This window comes from Microbacterium sp. ZW T5_56, assembly GCF_044987425.1.
In the GTDB taxonomy this organism is placed as follows: domain Bacteria; phylum Actinomycetota; class Actinomycetes; order Actinomycetales; family Microbacteriaceae; genus Microbacterium.
The window spans coordinates 51,191-68,198 of record NZ_JBJDRI010000024.1 but is presented as its reverse complement, the minus strand read 5'-3'; the positions used below and the strand labels follow the sequence as shown (position 1 = coordinate 68,198).

Below are 17,008 nucleotides of genomic sequence, written 5' to 3'. Positions count from 1 at the left end.
GGGCACTGTCTGAGGCGGGGGCGCTGTCGTCATCCGTGGCGGGGAGGATGAGGCGCGCGAGCTCTGCGAAGTGATGCTTCCAGACCACGGTGCCGTCCTCCCGGACGCGGGTGTTGAAGAAGACGCCGCGCTCGGTGTCCGCGCGCGAACCTCCCATGCCGAAAGACTGCGCCCAATCGACGACGGCGTCGCGGGAGGGGAACTCGGCCTTCTCATAGAACGCGCGCAGCTGCCCGGGGCCGGGGCCGCCCTCGATGCCGGGAGTGATATCGACCAACACGAGAGAGCTCACGAGTTCCGGTCGGTGCGCCGCGATCCATGCCGCTGTCATTCCACCGAGGGAATGTCCCACAAGAACGATCGGCGCCGTGATGAAGGAGACGATGGCGTCTGCGACGGCCGGGCCCATACTGGCGGGGGAGTAGTCCGCGTCGCTTCGCCAGGCGGAGTCGCCGTGGCCCGGCAGGTCGATCGCGACGGCCGGGAGGCCGAGGGCGAGGAGCGTGGTGTCCCAGGTGTGCGCGTTGAGACCGGCGCCATGGAGCAGCACGACGACCGGTGCATCCGTCCCGAAGCGCAGCGCGCTGATCGATCCCGCTGCGCCGTCCACCGATACTCGCGTGACGGCGGGCACGGTGATGGGGGAACGGTCATCGCGGGAGTTCAGAGTGTCGACCTGCCCGGGGAGGTAGGCAAACTCGTCGGTGCCGGTGGGTGAGTCTTGGTTCGCGTCGATGATCACGGGGATCCTTCGGTCCAGGGAGGCGCGGGTTGGCGCAGGCCCATTCTGGACCGTCTGTGCCGCATCGGCGAAACTCAGTGACATTATGCTGCATCAATCGAGTCGACAGACTGGCATATTGAGATGTAAATACTGCAATAGCTTGTCACTCTGCATTTCCGCCATCCCGAGACGGCGACGACCTAGCATGGATACATGGCTGAGAATCGCGTGCATCTGTCCCGGACCGAACCCGAGGCGTACAAGGCTCTCGCGGCGTTCTCGGACACGGTCGCTCGGATCTGCACGGCCAACGGCGTCGATGACCGGCTCAAGGAGATCGTGATGCTGCGCTCCTCGCAGCTGAACGGCTGCGCGTACTGTGTGCGCGTGCACACGGACCGCGCGGTTGCCGCCGGTCTCACGACCGACGAGATGATGCAGATCGGTGCGTGGCGTGAATCCGGTGTCTTCACCGATCGCGAACGAGCCGGGCTGGAGCTGGCTGAGGCGTACGTGAACATCGGCGACGGCGGTGTGTCCGATGAGGTGTACGACAGCGTGGGCTCCGTGCTGACGGAGAAGGAGTACGCCGCGCTGAGCTGGGCGTGCGTCTCGATCAACGCGTTCAACCGCGTCGCGGTGGCCGGACGGTACCCCGTGCCGCCGCGCGCGCAGTGAGCATTCCTGCCGCTGCCGCGGCTGACGATATGCGCGGGGCCGACCTCGACGCGCCCGGTGACTCGCTGATTCGCGGGGTGCTCAACTTCCGTGATGTCGGCGGCCTTCGTGCCGGGGCCGGCGTGACGCGGTCGGGAGTGCTGTTCCGCTCCGGCAATCTGGCCCAGCTCGTCGATCAGGCCGCGTTCGCCGCTCTGGGCCTGCGTGCGATCGTCGATCTCCGCGACGACGAGGAAGTGCAACGCGATCCCTCCCGCGCCGGTGAGGTCCCCGTTCTGCGCATGCCCGTGTTTCTCGGGTCGGTCGCATCGTTCTTCGCCGAGGATCAGAGCCTCGATGACATGTACCGCGCGATGACCGAGGATGCCGCAACGCGCGTTGTGGATGCCGTGCGCACGGTGCTGGAGGTGCAGCCGGTGCTGGTTCACTGCACGGTGGGCAAGGACCGCACCGGAGTGACCGTTGCGCTGGCACTGTCGGCCGCGGGTGTCGATCGTGATGCCATCGTGGCGGACTACGCACGCACCGAGGTGCTGCTCCCCGAGGAGCGAAACCGGCAGGTGCTGTCGTTCCTCGGTCGGATGTATCCGGACATGGTTCATCTGGAAGAGCTCACCACGCGCTCGCCCGCCCGCGTGATGCACGGACTGCTGGACAGTCTCGATGCGCAGTACGGATCGCCCGCGGACTACCTGCGCGCGCATGGCATGACTGACGATGAGATCGCCGGCCTCGCCGACGTGCTCGTTGCACGCTGAGAAATTCCACGGATGAGGTAAGGCATGCCTATCCTCGCGTTATGATGGACGCATCATGACCGCACGCCCGTCCCGCCCCGTCTCCGCTCGTCGCGCCGCACGCAACCCGAAGGCTCCGCACCTCATCGCCGCCGACGAGACGAGTTTCGCCGAGCTTGAGGCGCTGATCGCCACCCTGCCGCTGTGTGCAACCGGGCGCGTGTTCGTCGAGGTGCCCGACGCATCGTGGATCTCCGAGCTGCAGGCGCCATCGCGCATGACGGTCACCTGGCTCGATCGCTCGCGTCGCACCGGGCCCGCTGGCAGCGAGTGTGGCGTTGGTCACGCCCTGACCCGGGCGGTGACGGCTTGGGCCGACGAGATGCTGTATGAGCACGACGACGACACCACGCGCGTCTTCCTGCTGGGGGATCCGCTGGCGGCCTCCGACATCGCATCGCACCTGACCGGCTCACTTGAGGTGCCTGCCTCGCGCGTCTTCGCGCTCACCAACTGACACGCCCCGGCTGCTGCGGGTCACATCGCGCGCGGGACGTAGTTCCCGTCGACCAGGCCGGCTTCGATCTCGAAGCGATTGCGCAGCGGATTGCGTCCCGACAGCGCGTACAGGAACGGCATCAGGAAGCCGTAGCGACGCCACTGCAGCGCGTGGACGGCTTCATGGCGCAGCACTGCGTCACTCGGGTTCGCCTCGCCCGTGAGGAAGCAGTTGCCCACGCACACACCGCCGCGGGCATGAGTCCAGTTCGGCATTCCGCGGAAGACCCAGAGACCGTTGCGACGCTCCACTCGTCCCCGGCTCCACAGCCCGCCCCAGACCCAGCCCACGGCGCAGCCCCACCAGAATCCCACGCGGCTGACGGGCGAGTCCAACAGCACCTTCGGGATGAGCCGATCCCATCGTTCACCACGGCGAACGATGCGCTCGGCACGCGCCTCCCAGTCTTCCGGAATGCGGCGAGTCATGCGAGGGCGCCGACGATGCGCAGAATCGTTCCCAGGTCTTCGACCGCGGCGAGCGGGGAGGCAGGGGAGAAGCCCGCGATCGTGGCCCCAGCAAGGGGAAGCCGCTCGCGAATAGCGCGGATCGCCTCGACCAGCTGCACGCGCGTGAGGCCGAACGGGACAGCGTCGCCTACTCCGGTGATCTCTGCGGGGTCGAGGACATCGAGGTCGATGTGAAGGTAGACCCGCGTCGCTCCGGTCGCCGTGATCGCCTCGGCGAGCTCGGCGGCGTCGTCGCCCGCGTGGGTTCCGATGCCGGAGGCGGAGATGAAGTCCACCTCGGCGTCATCGAGTGAGCGCGCACCGACGAGCATGGTGTGCTCGGGTGCGACCGCGCCACGCGTGAGCGGTTCGGCGCCTTCGCCGAGAACCGTCCGCAGTGCCATCCCGGCGAAGGACCCGGAGGGGCTCGACCACGGTGTGTTCAGGTCGCCGTGTGCGTCGAACCACACAACCGCGAGGGTCTCGCCAGTCGTTCGGGCGTGGTGCTCGGCGTGATGCGCGATGGCCGGCACCGAGATGCTGCAGTCGCCGCCGACGAGGATCGTGTGCTCGTCCGGCGCCACCTTGCCGAGTGTCTCGACGATCGCCGCCTGGACGCGCAGCAGAGAACTGGCGCGCAGCACGTCGGTCTCGATGGGCTCGCCTGCCTCCAGCGGAACAGACACGGCGAGGACCGCGCTATGCGGCAGGTCTCCGGCGATGGCCTCGGCACCATCGGCGAGGGACATGGCGCGGGCAGACGGCGAGCCCTGCCACTGCGGCACGATCAGGAAGCGAGTCATGGGGACAATCTTCCCACCGCTTCGCTTCGCTGTCCCCGCGCTTCGCCGTCAGCGCAGACGCAAGCCCGAGAATCCCACGAACCAGAAATCACTCCATCATGACGACAGCGGGTGCCGGTCCGAAGACCGACACCCGCTGCTGTGGTGCGGCTGATTACTGCTCGATGGCCTGCGGCGGCTGGCCGGCCTTGAGGGCGGCGAGGCGAGCCTCGACCTCAGTCAGCTCGCCCATGTCGTCGAGGCTGTTGAACTGCGCGTCCAGCGACGATGCGGCGATCTCGGCCTTGCCCTGTGCCAGGGCCTCCTGGCGGCGGACCTTGTCCTCGAAGCGGCTCAGGTCGCTGGTCGGGTCCATGACGTCGATGGACTTCACAGCGTCGTGGACGCGGTTCTGTGCCTCGGCGGTCTTGGCGCGGGCGACCAGTTCACTGCGCTTGTTCTTCAGCTCCTCGAGCTTGGTCTTCATCCCGGTCAGACCGCTCTTGAGCTTGTCCACGACCTCGTTCTGCGAGGCGATGGTCGGCTCGGCCTGGCGAGCCTCGCCCTCGGCCGAGATCTGACGCTGCAGAGCGACCTTGGCGAGGTTGTCGAACTTGTCGGCGTCGGCGGCGTTGCCCGCTGTGCGGAACTCGTCTGCCTTACGGCTGGCGGCGAGAGCCTTCTGGCCCCACTCGTTGGCGGCCTGGACATCCTCGGCGTGGTCGCGCTCGAGCATGCGCAGGTTGCCGATCGTCTCGGCGATTGCCGACTCTGCGTCAGCGATGTTATTGCTGTAGTCGCGAACGAGCTGGTCGATCATCTTCTGCGGGTCCTCGGCCGAGTCGATCATCGCGTTGACGTTCGCCCGGATGAGGGTGGAGATGCGACCAAAGATGGACTGCTTTGCCATCGGGTTTCCTTTCCTTGGAAGGTTCGTGCTGTTGCGGGCCGGCGGCCCGGGTATGAGTTCAGGGTGTCGGGTTCACGAGGTCAGAAGCGGCCTCCACTGTGTCCTGACGAGCCGCCGCCTCCACCGAAGCCGCCGCCTCCTCCTCCGCCGCCGAAGCCGCCGACGGAAAACCCGCCTCCGCTGCTTCCGCCGCCGCCGAAGAAGCCGCCGCTGTGACCGCTGCTGCTGCTTCCGCCACCACCACCGAAGATGCCGCCGCTTCCGCCACCCCATCCGCCTCCACGACGGTTGTTGTTCATCGAATTTCCGATGAGGATGCCACCCAGCAGAGCGCCGAGGCTGTCGTCGTTTCCGCCTCCGCCTCCACCGCCCCACATGCCCATGTCATTCTGGGCGAGTCGCAGCGCTTCCGAGGCGAGACGGTCGGCGGACTGCGCGAGGCTGAGCGCCTGCACGGGATCGGTGCTCGCGAGTGCGCGGGCCTGGTTGGCGTTCTGCTGCGCCTGCGACAGGCGCGTGCGCGCCGTGCTGCTGATCGCACCTCGTCGGTTCAGGATGAAGCTCTCCGCCGAGGCGATCTGGGTGTCGGCCCGCTGCAGTGCGCTGCCGAGCATCGACTGGGCGCGCTGGATCTTCGCCGCTTCGTCACGGCCCCGGGCAATGACAGCGTCGATAGCGGTGTTGGCAGCATCCAACATTCGGAGCGCTTCCAGCGGGTCGCGGGCCGCGTTGCCGAGCAGCGATTGCGCTTGGCGCAGCTGCTGTGCCGCAGTGGCCGCGGTCTGCGCGATCGCTCCGGAGGAATCCGGTAGTCCCTGCGCCGCCTGGATATCGTTCTGGATCTCACGCACCAGCTCGCCGCCGCGCTGTTCCGCGGCTGTCAGATTCTTGGCCAGGGCTTCGACGGCGTCCTCCAGCTGCGTCGCCTGCTGAATCGCGCCCTCGGCGGCGCGGATCGATATCGCGGCGTCCCCGGTCTGGCCGGCGGCGATCGCGGACTCGGCCGCGGCGATCTGCTGATCGGTGAACGTGATCCGGGAACGAGCCTGCGTCGTGTTGTCCGTCACCGCAGTGATCGCGCTGGCCGCATAGGTCTGTGCCAGTCCCGCGAGAATCTGGTCGGCTCGTTCGATCTCTGCGGCTGCTGTGGCGCGAAGGCGCCGGACATTCTCCAGAGCTGCCGGCGCGTTCTGCTCCAGTTTGCGAAGCTGATCGAAGTCGGCCTTCTTGCTCTCCAGGTCCGTGGTGGTCTCGGAGCACAGTTGAATGATCCGCTGGTTCCACTCGATCTTCTGCTGATCGGCGTCGGGGATCTCGTCGTCGAGCTTCTGCTTGAGGCCGAAAGCCTCATCCAGGTTCTTCGATGCCGCTTGGAGCGCAGTGGTGAACTCGCCGATCGCGTCATCGCCGAACTGCGCTCGTGCGTAGTCCATCTCCTGCTCGCTGGCCTTCACCACGTCGTCGGTGCGCACGAGCGCGATGCCCGCGTCCTGCGACAGCTGCTCGATCTGGGCCTGCCGTTTCGCTCGCTCGGCGGCGGCCTTGCGAGCGCGTCGGACCAGGAGGATCACAATGGTCGCCAGTACGGCGATCACGACGACGACACCGAACAGCATCCATCCGGTCGCGGCTCGCTTCGGACCGTCCACCAGGATGTCCTGGATCTTCGCCGCTCCGTCCGATACGGCGGCCCCCCACTCGCTGTCGCCCAAGGCGGGCAGCATCGCGTCCGTCACCTCGATCTGCTGGGACGCGCTGAGCGGGCCGCCCGACTCCGGACCCGCAATCGCGAAGGCACGGCCGACAGTGGCGATGGAGATCAGATACTGGCGATCGCTGAAGTTGTTGCCGTTGCGAGTCCGCTCGGTCCACTCGACGTCCCCAGTCGGGTTCGTGTACGAGTCGATGAACACGACGAAGAGTTCGGCACCGCTGTCAGCGCTGAGCTTCGCCAGCTGCTCATTCAGCGTCTTTTCCTGGCTGGGCGAAAGGACATCGCTTGAGTCGGTGATGTGCCCGCTCCCGGTCAGCGGACCCGGATCAGTCGCATACGCGGCTCCCATGCCGAGTCCGGCCAGCAGCACTCCAGCCACCGCACCGAGCGTCAGTACTCGTCTCAGACCCCGCATGCCACCCCCTGTTGAGCTCGAGGTTCCGGTTCTGCGATAACTCTATTCATGTCGGACAGCGAGGTCATCACCGACTTCCCAGGTGAGGCAACGCCCACAGCGAAATCACACCTGGGGAGGGACGAACGTACGCGCGCGTCGGGCCGGATCGTGTGGCGTCGTCCGCCTTAGGCTGGAAGCTTCGGGAGGTCAGGATGGATGATCGGTACGGCGCGGACGTGCTTGCGCCGGGGTGGCGGGACGTGGGTCGCAAACTCGTCAAGAAGGTTCCTGCGGAGTTGGACCTCGTGATCGAGGTCGCCGCCGACGGGTTCTGCGGAGCGATCACGAAGTCGACGCATGCCGAGGTCGAGCTGGAGGACTGGAAGGGGCGCAAACGCCTGTTCCCGCTCGGACATGGCTTCCTGCTCGACGGCGAGATCGTTGAGCTGGTTCCGCCGGCGCCGAAGGCGCAGACCACGGGCAAGACGCGTACCGCATCGGGATCCTTCGCCGTCGCGGACGCGCGTGCTCGCACCGCACGCCCGAGCCGGATCCTGGTGGAGGGTCGCCACGATGCGGAACTCGTCGAGAAGGTGTGGGGTGCGGATCTGCGCATCGAGGGCGTCGTCGTGGAGTACCTGCAGGGCGTCGACAATCTCGCCGAACTCCTGGAGACCGAGCCGCCGACGGCCGAGCGTCGATACGGCGTGCTTGTGGATCACCTGGTGCCCGGTTCCAAGGAGACGCGGATTGTCGAGAAGCTCCTGCGCGGTCCGCACGGGAAGCACATGAAGATCGTCGGTCACCCGTACATCGACGTCTGGCAGGCAGTGACGCCCCAGGCGATGGGAATCAAGGCGTGGCCGGTGATTCCTCGAGGTGTCGAGTGGAAGGCGGGCATCTGCCAGGCGTTCCGCTGGCCGCACGAGGATCAGGCCGATATCGCCCGCGCGTGGCAGCGGATCCTGTCCCGGGTGACGACTTTCCGCGATCTGGAGCCTGCGCTCATCGGTCGCGTCGAGGAATTGATCGACTTCGTCACGGAGTGAGCGCCCGTCTCTGGCGTCGTACCCTTGATGGGTGAGTGAGTCCGGCGCACCCGAGAGCCCAGAAGTCCCGTTCCGCAAGAAGACCGTGTCATACGTGCGCCGTTCCGGACGCATGTCCGACGCGCAGGAGCGCGCCTACGCAGACCTCGCTGGCGCCTACCTCCTCGACATTCCTCGCGATGTCTCGTCAATGTCGGTGCACCCCGACGTGCAGTTCATTCCTTCAGCGGCATATGGCCGTGATGCGCCGCTGACGGTGGAGATCGGATCCGGTCAGGGGCACGCGATCGTGCACGCTGCCCAGCAGAATCCGGACGCTGATTTCCTGGCCGTCGAAGTGTTCCGGGCGGGCTTGGCTCGCACCATGCTCGATGCCGACAAGGCGGGCGTCACCAACCTCCGACTCGCGGAGGCGAATGCGCCCGAGGTCCTCACGAAGCTCCTCCCGCCGGCAAGCGTCACGGAGGTCTGGGTGTTCTTCCCCGACCCGTGGCACAAGGTTCGCCACAACAAGCGGCGGCTGATTCAGCCTGAGTTCACCCCGGTGATCGCCGAGTCCCTTCGCGATGGTGGGCTGCTGCGTATGGCGACCGATTGGGAAGAGTACGCGCTGCAGATGCGCGAGGTCCTGGATGCCTCGGATCAGTTCGAGCGGGCGTTTGAGGGGGACTGGGCCGAGCGGTTCGCCGGGCGGGTGCTCACCGCCTTCGAGCGCAAGGGACAGCGCGCTGGACGAGACATCCGAGACCTCACCTACCGGCGCCGATCCCGCGCCTGAGTTGCGCCGCGCCCGGGGTTCGCCGGCGTCGGGAGGCATCCTGCCTCGGTGATAGGCTCGTGCGGTACGCCTCTGTAGCTCAGTGGATAGAGCGCCGGTTTCCGGTACCGTAGGTCGCAGGTTCGACTCCTGTCAGGGGCACAACGAGACCCCGAAGTACTTGATTTTGTCAGGATTTCGGGGTCTTTTTGTCGTCCTCGTGGCGAGGGTTCAGTGGGCTGAGCCCTGGCGCGGTGGTGCCGGACAACCTGACTCAGGTCATGAGATGCGCCGGGGGTCGATCTGTACCCGGCGATGTCTGCGGTCCTCGGGGGCCTCACCGCGATGGTGTCGATCGTCGACGCGCGACCGGCGACAAACTCTCGGGCCAGGAAAACAGTGACAAGCGTCACCCGGGTTCACGTGCGCACGGGGGCGTGTGTTCGCATCGGTCCCGGGGGAGAATGGTCGCGATGGAACTCAACGCGACCCGACTTGCCCTTCTCCGCCATGGGCAGACCGACTGGAATCTGCACGATCTGCTTCAAGGGTCGAGCGATATCCCGCTCAATGACACGGGTCGAGCGCAGGCTCGGGAAGCGGCGCATCTGCTGTCCGATGTTCGGTGGGATCGCATTGTGACGTCCCCTCTGGCGCGGGCCGTGGAGACCGCGAGGATCGTTGCGGAGGAGTGCGGTGTCCTGGACATCGACATCGATGACGCGCTGGTCGAGCGCGATTACGGCGGGGCGGAAGGGCTCACACGCGAAGAGGCGACCGCGCGCTGGGGGCAGGATTGGCCGGGCGAGGAGTCGTACGAGCACCTGACGGTGCGTGCCGTTCGGGCGGTTGATGCGGTCGCGCAGCGATACCCGGGCGAGAATCTCGTGCTGGCAACCCACGGCACCCTCATCCGCGCCTTCACGGACGCCGTGGTGGGGGCGGCCACCATCAAGCCCGATAACGCGCACTCGGTGCGCTTCCTCGGCAGGTCAGGGTCATGGCGCGTGACCGCGGGGCTCAACCTGGTCTGACTTAGCTCCGACGCTGTCGGCCTCGGGACCGGTTTTCGTCCTGCACCGGGCGGTCCGGTGGGGGTTTCGTGCGGATGTCGTTGGTTGCCAAGCGGGACGCCGCACGGTGCCTGACGCTGCGAGTGGGTCGTGTCCGTCGCGCAGGACGTCAGGTGGATGCCGCGATACGCCTGACGCCGTTGGCGAAAGCCGTGTGCCGGGCTACGTCGCCGATTGGGAGGCGCCGATCGCACACGGGCGAGTGTCGGCTGTGTAGGGACAGGTGCGATATGACCCGAGGCTCCGCGGCCTGGGCATCCCGCGGCTGGCACCTGGAACGATCGTTGATTCGTCGATTGGGATGTTATCCACAGATCGCCGCTTTGTCGTATCTGTGTTCTATAGCTCTGTCAGTCTTGGTCTATGATATTAGAACGCATGACGGTGAATCCCGGTGAGCATACTCTGCCTCACAGTGGACCCGACGTCGTCGCTGATGCTGGTGTCGGCTCGCCGCGTATCGCTGCTCGGCGTGGTCGGGCGACGGGGAGTGCCCCGGATGCTGGGGTGGTGCGGGCGTATGTGGAGGCGATTGTCGCGTTGACGCGTTCACGAGCGGCGTCGGATGCGTTGGAAGCGGTGTTGTTCGCGGATCTCATCGAGCTCTCGGGCGCGTCCGGTCGCTCGTCTGATGCGGATCTGGAGTTGCGGTCTCTCGCGGCGGAGGTGGGTGCCGCGATCCGGGTCAGTGACCGCACGATCCAACAACGCATGTCTGACGCCTATCAGCTCGTCCACGACTTCCCGACCGTGCATGCCGCGTTGTCGTCGGGTGAGGTCACGTCGGCGCACGTTGATGCGGTGCTCGAGCACGGGCTCCCCGTGGAGGCTGGGCCCGCAAGGGACGCCTACGTTGAGCGTGCTCTGGAGCTGGCGCGGGCGGAGTCCCCGAACCGGTTGCGGCGCATGCTGCGCCGCATCGCGGAAGAGGTACGCGACATCAGCATCACGGAACGCCATCGCGAGGCCAGCCGCGCCCGCACCGTCTGGGTCACCGACGACCAGGACGGCATGGCCACCCTGCACGCCCTCCTCCCATCCGTGCTCGCGCACGGAGTGAAGGACCGGTTGGATCAGATGGCCCACGCCCTCCGCGCCAGCAATCGGGCAGCCAGAAGCAAGGGTACGGGCGGGGGCGGCGGCTTTGGCTCGGGTGCTCGTGTGGGCTCCGGCGGAGATGTCTGGATCTCCATAGACGCCGGCGCCGTCGTCGATACCGGCGCGAACGCTGACGCTGACGCTGCTGGGTTTCACGATGTGCGGACGGTGGATCAGATCCGCGCCGACCTCCTCGCCGACCTGCTCCTCACCGCCACCCCTGACAGCGTCGACACCGCCATCGGATCCATCCACGCCACCATCGCCGTCACCATCCCCGTCCTCACCCTCCTCGGACAAGACGACACCGGCACCGAACTGGACGGCATCACCCCCATCGACGCAGACACCGCCCGCGTCCTGGCCGGCGGTCAGCCCGGGCTAGACCGAATCCTCACCCACCCCATCACCGGCGCCATCCTCGCCACCGACCGATACCGACCCACAGCCGACATCAAACGCTTCCTCACCCACCGAGACCAACACTGCCGACACCCCGGATGCCGCGTCCCGATCCGCTACACCGACATCGACCACAACCACGACTGGGCCAACGGAGGAAAGACCGACATCAGCAACCTCGCCCCACTCTGTCGCCGGCATCACACGTTGAAGACCAGCGCCGACTGGAAGCTCACACCCCACCCCGACAATGACGGCACCGTCATCTTCCACACCCCCGCCGGCTACACCCACACCGAGAACCCACCACCGCCCCACACCGTCACCTTCACACCCACCCCTGAACACGACGGCAGTATCAATCCGACATGCGACCACAGCGGGAACACTGACGACGCACCACCGTGGTGACTGGAACGCGGAGCCTGTGTCTCCTAGACAGTTCAGAACGCGTCTGGACTATCCGAAATGCGGCGCAACCGTCGGGCACCACGTGGCGCAACCGTCTGGCACGGGTCTCAACCGTCGGAACGTGCCTTGACGGTCGGGAATGTGCTTAACGGTCGGGAATGTGCTTGACGGTCGGGATACGCCTCGACTGTCCGGAGCAAAGCCCGATCATCGGAACAAGGCCCGACCATCCGGAACGCGCCTCGATCGTCCGGCACGAGACCCGACCACTGAGAACGCGCCTCAGCCGTCGGGAACGAGGCTCAACCGCACACGAAGCCCGTCTGGCCGACTACGAGTCCGCCAGTGAAGCCAGAAGGACCGGGTCGGGGAGGTACGCCACGATCGTGAGGTCGGGAGCGTCCTGCGGTGTGATCTTCACCTGCTCGAACACCCGCTCGCCATCGACCGGGTGAACGAATGCGCGCCGGCGGGAGGCGAAGCGGTCGATCTCGTGCTCGTCCCAGGCCGTCGCGAAGTCCGGACTCGCGCCACGCAGGAAGCCCACGAGCCGCACATGGTCCGGCCCGCCGATACGACCGCCGGCCTCGGCCCGATACTCCGCCAAGAACTGTCGCGACGTGGTGTCCCAATCGGGGAGCATCGCTCGGACATATGGATCGGTGAAGACGAACACCAGCAGATTGCGTTCCTCAGCTGGCGCCGTCACGACGCCGGGGAAGAGATGCTCGTACGCCGGATTCCAGGCGGCGATGTCCCAGTGCGGGGTCACGGCGAAGGCGGGCGCGGGATCGAGCGCATCGAGCAGGTGCTGAACGTGCGCGGGCACGGGGTCCGGCGCGAGCGGTTCCGGACGGGGCGACGGCGTGAATCCCGCGAGTCCGAGCAGATAGTCGTGTTCGGCGTGGGTCAGCCGGAGGTTGATCGCAATCGCATCGATCACCTGTCGCGACGGATTGATGTCTCGACCCTGTTCGAGCCAGGTGTACCACGTGACCGACACGCCAGACAGGAAGGCGATCTCCTCCCGACGCAACCCGGTGGTCCGCGCGCGTCCGACCGGGGGAAGGTCGTACTCGGCGCGGTTCACCCCCGTGCGTCGCCGACGCAGAAACTCGCCCAGTTCACGCCGCGAATCATCCACCGCGGTCATGAGTGCCTCCTCTTCACGGGCCGTCATGGAATCGGAACCTAGCAGTCCCACTACTAGTATCAGCGCCGTCCGGCTGCAGTACCGACGATGACCGAGGTCACGTCCATACTGGATCCATGCCGATGCTTCGATCTCGTACCGTGACCCATGGCCGCAATATGGCCGGTGCCCGCGCACTGATGCGCGCTTCCGGCGTTGCCGATTCGGACATCGGCAAGCCGATCATCGCCGTCGCGAACTCCTTCACCGAGTTCGTCCCCGGGCACACGCACCTCCAGCCCGTCGGACGCATCGTCTCGCAGGCGATTCACGATGCCGGGGCTGTCGCGCGCGAGTTCAACACGATCGCCGTCGATGACGGTATCGCGATGGGCCACGGTGGCATGCTCTACTCCCTCCCGTCGCGCGACCTGATCGCCGACTCGGTGGAGTACATGGTCAACGCACACTGTGCCGACGCCCTGGTGTGCATCTCGAACTGCGACAAGATCACGCCCGGCATGCTGATGGCCGCGCTGCGCCTCAACATCCCCACCGTGTTCGTCTCCGGCGGACCCATGGAGGCAGGCCGCGTCACCCTCACCGACGGCTCCGTGCGCTCGCTCGATCTGGTCAACGCGATCTCCGACGCCGTGGATGAGTCCATCTCCGACGCCGACATCAGCCTCATCGAAGAGAACGCCTGCCCCACCTGCGGCTCGTGCTCCGGCATGTTCACGGCCAACTCGATGAACTGCCTCACCGAGGCGATCGGCCTGTCACTTCCCGGCAACGGATCCGTCCTCGCCACGCACACCGCGCGCCGCGCGCTGTATGAGAAGGCCGGCGCGACGGTCGTCGACCTCGCCCAGCGCTACTACGAGAAGGACGACGAGTCGGTCCTGCCTCGCTCGATCGCGACCCACGAGGCGTTCGACAACGCAATGGCGCTCGACGTCGCCATGGGCGGCTCCACCAACACGATCCTCCACTTGCTGGCCGCCGCCCGCGAGGCCGGCGTCGACTACGACCTGCACGACATCGACGCTCGCTCCCGCCAGGTGCCCTGCCTCGCCAAGGTCGCGCCGAACCCGGCCTACGGGAAGATGTACTACATGGAGGACGTCCACCGCGCCGGTGGCATCCCCGCTCTGCTCGCGGAGCTCCACCGCGGTGGGCTGCTGCACACCGACGTCAAGACGGTGCACTCCGACTCGCTGCAGCAGTGGATGGACGACTGGGACATCCGCGGCGGAAAGGCCACCGACGAGGCCAAGGCCCTGTGGCACGCCGCACCCGGTGGACAGCGCTCCTCGACGGCCTTCTCGCAGTCCAACGAGTGGACGTCGCTCGACACCGACGCTGCCGAGGGCTGCATCCGCTCCGTTGAACACGCCTACTCGAAGGACGGCGGACTCGCCGTGCTGCACGGCAACATCGCCCGCCACGGCTCGGTCGTCAAGACGGCCGGCGTGGACGAGTCGATCTGGGTGTTCGAAGGCCCCGCAGTGGTCTGCGAATCCCAGGAGGAAGCGGTGCAGAAGATCCTCGACAAGACCGTCAAGGAGGGCGACGTGGTCGTCATCCGCTACGAGGGTCCCCGGGGCGGTCCGGGCATGCAGGAGATGCTGTACCCGACGTCGTTCCTGAAGGGACGCGGCCTCGGTAAGAAGTGTGCCCTCATCACCGACGGCCGCTTCTCCGGCGGCACCTCGGGCCTCTCGATCGGACACATCTCACCCGAGGCTGCCTCGGGCGGCGAGATCGCGCTGATCCAGGACGGCGACCTGATCCACATCGACATCCCCAACCGCTCGATCCGCGTGCTCGTGGACGATGCCGAACTGGATGCGCGTCGCGAGAAGCTCGAGGAGAACGGCGGCTACCACCCGCAGAACCGCGAGCGTCAGGTGTCCGCGGCACTCCGCGCCTACGCCGCCATGGCGACGTCGGCCGACAAGGGCGCCGTCCGCGACGTCGACGCCCTCTACCGGATGACCGCGCCGCAGCCTGCCTGATCCACTCCCGTCGAACGCGCCCGCGAATTCCGCGGGTGCGTTCGACATTGCGAGCGACAGTGTGTCCGTTCTCGGACACGCGGCGGACTCATTTTCGTTGCCAGCGTGAGCCCACGAGCACTCCCGCGGAGGCTCCCACGGACTCGTGGTGTTGGCGTGGCGTCCGCCGAGGTCCGCGCGCTGACGTGTGGGTGTAGGTGCTGCGAGGGCTCCCACGCGCTGACGTGTCGGTGTAGATTCTGCGGAGCCTCCGGCGCCACTACTGTTCGGTACGTGGCCGTTGGAGGTTTCTCGCGCGTTGACTTGTCGACGTGGACCCGCTGAGGTTCTCGCGCGGGGTAGGGGTATCTTTCGCGCTGACACCCCTCCGTTGGCGACGACCGGAAAGCCCGCGCGGGCCCGTGTTCACTGGACAGGAGGCGAAGCAGGGGCCCGCATAGAATAGGGGGATCATGAATCCCGATTCGCTCGCCTCAGCCCTGTTCGACGTCGTCGCCCCCATCCTCGCGGAGCGACGACCCGGCGAGGACCTCGGCGTGAGCGTAGCCGACATCACGCTGGAGCGCCCGAAGAACCGCGACCACGGCGACTGGGCCACCAACATCGCGATGAAGCTGGCGAAGAAGGTCGGCACCAACCCGCGCGAGCTGGCGCAGCTGATCGCCGAGGCCGCATCGTCGATCGAGGGCGTGGACTCCGTCGAGATCGCCGGACCCGGATTCATCAACATCCGCCTCGAAGCTGGTGCTGCGGGTGAGCTGGCACGCACAATCGTCGACGCCGCCGAGAAGTACGGCACGAACGAGACGATGGCCGGACGCAGCGTCAACGTCGAGTTCGTGTCGGCTAATCCGACCGGTCCGCTGCACATCGCGCACACCCGCTGGGCGGCGCTCGGCGACTCCATCGTGCGCCTGATGATCGCCAGTGGCGCGACCGCCGTGCGCGAGTACTACATCAACGACGCGGGTGCGCAGATGGATCGCTTCGGCCGGTCCGTGCTCGCCGCGGCGCAGGGTGAGCCCACTCCGGAGGACGGCTACCCGGGCGAGTACATCACCACGCTCGCCCAGGCGGTGCTCCTGGAGCGCCCCGACCTGCTCAATCTTCCTGTCGAGGAACGACAGTCGGTGGCGCTGGAGATCGCCTATCGCCTGCAGCTCGCCGAGATCAAAAGCTCGCTGGACCGCTTCAACGTGCCGTTCGACGTCTGGTTCAGCGAGCGCACGCTGCATGAGAAGGATGCCTCCGGCCTCAGCGACGTCGACCGCTCCGTCGACCGCCTGCGGGAGCAGGGGCACGTGTTCGACGAGGACGGTGCGGTCTGGGTGCGCACCACCGCATTCACCGACGACAAGAACCGCGTGATCCGTCGCTCCAACGGCGAGTACACCTACTTCGCCGCGGACGCCGCGTACTACCTGAACAAGACGGACCGCGGCTTCGAGACGAAGATCTACCTCCTCGGTGCCGACCACCACGGCTACGTGAACCGCCTCAAGGCTGTCGCGGGGGCTGCGGGCGAGGACCCGGATTACAACATCGAGGTGCTGATCGGGCAGATCGTCTCGATCAACGGCGCGCGCCTGTCGAAGCGCGCGGGCAACATCATCGAGATGGACGATCTGCTCAACTGGATCGGCACCGATGCGCTGCGGTACTCGCTCGAGCGCTCTCCGGCCGACTCACCGCTGGATCTGGATCCTGAGATCCTGCGCAAGCGCACCAACGACAACCCGGTGTTCTACGTGCAGTATGCCCATGCCCGTACCTTCAACGCGGCCAAGAACGCCGACGACTCCGGCGTCGATCGCTCCGTGTTCGCGCCCGAGACGCTGACGCACGAGACGGAATCCGCGCTGCTCGGTGCCCTGCAGGAGTTCCCGCGCCTGGTCGCCTTCGCGGCCGAGGTTCGCGAACCCCACCGCGTCGCGCGCTACCTCGAAGAGATCGCCGGCCTGTACCACCGCTGGTACGACAACTGCCGCATTGTGCCCCTCGGTGACGCGACTGTCGAGCCCGTGCACCACAGCCGCCGCTGGTTGAACGATGCGACCGGCCAGGTGCTGCGCAACGGACTCGACCTGCTCGGGGTCAGCGCTCCCGAACGGATGTGAC

General features: G+C 66.7%; 15 protein-coding genes and 1 tRNA gene. 10 read left to right on the top strand and 6 right to left on the bottom strand.

The window, feature by feature from the left end; translation table 11 throughout:
• The coding region (locus tag ACI3KU_RS12640; RefSeq protein ID WP_404922652.1) for an alpha/beta fold hydrolase at positions 1-742 on the bottom strand (742 nt) is incomplete at its 3' end.
• A gap of 195 nt (positions 743-937) precedes the next feature.
• Between ACI3KU_RS12640 and ACI3KU_RS12635 the strand changes: the two genes are divergently transcribed.
• From ACI3KU_RS12635 to ACI3KU_RS12625, 3 genes are read left to right on the top strand one after another with little or no spacing between them, the layout of a single operon-like run.
• On the top strand, positions 938-1,402 hold the full coding sequence (locus ACI3KU_RS12635; protein WP_404922651.1) for a carboxymuconolactone decarboxylase family protein: 465 nt from the start codon (positions 938-940) through the stop codon (positions 1,400-1,402).
• Entirely contained in the window at positions 1,399-2,160 is a 762-nt protein-coding gene (locus tag ACI3KU_RS12630) for a tyrosine-protein phosphatase (protein ID WP_404922650.1), read from the top strand. The genes ACI3KU_RS12635 and ACI3KU_RS12630 overlap by 4 nt, the downstream gene beginning before the upstream one ends.
• 55 nt (positions 2,161-2,215) lie before the next feature.
• On the top strand, positions 2,216-2,656 hold the full coding sequence (locus ACI3KU_RS12625; protein WP_404922649.1) for an SIP domain-containing protein: 441 nt from the start codon (positions 2,216-2,218) through the stop codon (positions 2,654-2,656).
• A gap of 20 nt (positions 2,657-2,676) precedes the next feature.
• On the opposite strand, the gene ACI3KU_RS12620 is transcribed toward ACI3KU_RS12625, so the two are convergent.
• From ACI3KU_RS12620 to ACI3KU_RS12605, 4 genes are all read right to left on the bottom strand, one after another.
• Complete coding sequence (locus ACI3KU_RS12620) at positions 2,677-3,126, bottom strand: Fe-S oxidoreductase (protein ID WP_404922648.1); 450 nt, start codon at positions 3,124-3,126, stop codon at positions 2,677-2,679.
• Positions 3,123-3,950, bottom strand: coding sequence for an arginase family protein (locus ACI3KU_RS12615; RefSeq protein WP_404922647.1), 828 nt, complete (start codon positions 3,948-3,950; stop codon positions 3,123-3,125). The genes ACI3KU_RS12620 and ACI3KU_RS12615 overlap by 4 nt, the downstream gene beginning before the upstream one ends.
• A gap of 154 nt (positions 3,951-4,104) precedes the next feature.
• Positions 4,105-4,839: a PspA/IM30 family protein gene (locus tag ACI3KU_RS12610; RefSeq protein ID WP_404922646.1), complete on the bottom strand. Its 735-nt coding sequence runs from the start codon at positions 4,837-4,839 to the stop codon at positions 4,105-4,107.
• 80 nt (positions 4,840-4,919) lie between these two features.
• Positions 4,920-6,932: a TPM domain-containing protein gene (locus ACI3KU_RS12605; RefSeq protein ID WP_404922645.1), complete on the bottom strand. Its 2,013-nt coding sequence runs from the start codon at positions 6,930-6,932 to the stop codon at positions 4,920-4,922.
• Positions 6,933-7,162: 230 nt separating this feature from the next.
• Between ACI3KU_RS12605 and ACI3KU_RS12600 the strand changes: the two genes are divergently transcribed.
• The 5 genes from ACI3KU_RS12600 to ACI3KU_RS12580 all read left to right on the top strand — a co-directional run bounded on the left by ACI3KU_RS12600 (position 7,163) and on the right by ACI3KU_RS12580 (position 11,740).
• Positions 7,163-7,999 carry a DUF3097 domain-containing protein gene (locus ACI3KU_RS12600; protein WP_404922644.1) on the top strand — a complete coding sequence of 279 codons (837 nt, stop codon included), beginning with the start codon at positions 7,163-7,165 and terminating at the stop codon, positions 7,997-7,999.
• A gap of 31 nt (positions 8,000-8,030) precedes the next feature.
• Positions 8,031-8,777: a tRNA (guanosine(46)-N7)-methyltransferase TrmB gene (gene trmB, locus ACI3KU_RS12595; RefSeq protein ID WP_404922643.1), complete on the top strand. Its 747-nt coding sequence runs from the start codon at positions 8,031-8,033 to the stop codon at positions 8,775-8,777.
• Between the two features lie 68 nt (positions 8,778-8,845).
• Positions 8,846-8,918 (top strand) — tRNA-Arg (locus ACI3KU_RS12590).
• 311 nt (positions 8,919-9,229) lie between these two features.
• Positions 9,230-9,790, top strand: coding sequence for a histidine phosphatase family protein (locus ACI3KU_RS12585; RefSeq protein ID WP_404922642.1), 561 nt, complete (start codon positions 9,230-9,232; stop codon positions 9,788-9,790).
• Between the two features lie 417 nt (positions 9,791-10,207).
• On the top strand, positions 10,208-11,740 hold the full coding sequence (locus ACI3KU_RS12580) for a DUF222 domain-containing protein (protein WP_404922641.1): 1,533 nt from the start codon (positions 10,208-10,210) through the stop codon (positions 11,738-11,740).
• 331 nt (positions 11,741-12,071) lie between these two features.
• Here the strand turns inward: ACI3KU_RS12580 and ACI3KU_RS12575 are convergent, their stop codons facing one another.
• Complete coding sequence (locus tag ACI3KU_RS12575; RefSeq protein WP_404922640.1) at positions 12,072-12,893, bottom strand: helix-turn-helix transcriptional regulator; 822 nt, start codon at positions 12,891-12,893, stop codon at positions 12,072-12,074.
• A gap of 116 nt (positions 12,894-13,009) precedes the next feature.
• Between ACI3KU_RS12575 and ilvD the strand changes: the two genes are divergently transcribed.
• Positions 13,010-14,890, top strand: a complete 1,881-nt coding sequence (gene ilvD / locus ACI3KU_RS12570) for a dihydroxy-acid dehydratase (protein WP_404922639.1) — start codon at positions 13,010-13,012, stop codon at positions 14,888-14,890.
• Between the two features lie 452 nt (positions 14,891-15,342).
• Positions 15,343-17,007 carry an arginine--tRNA ligase gene (gene argS / locus ACI3KU_RS12565; protein WP_404922638.1) on the top strand — a complete coding sequence of 555 codons (1,665 nt, stop codon included), beginning with the start codon at positions 15,343-15,345 and terminating at the stop codon, positions 17,005-17,007.
• The last annotated feature ends 1 nt before the right edge of the window (position 17,008 follow it).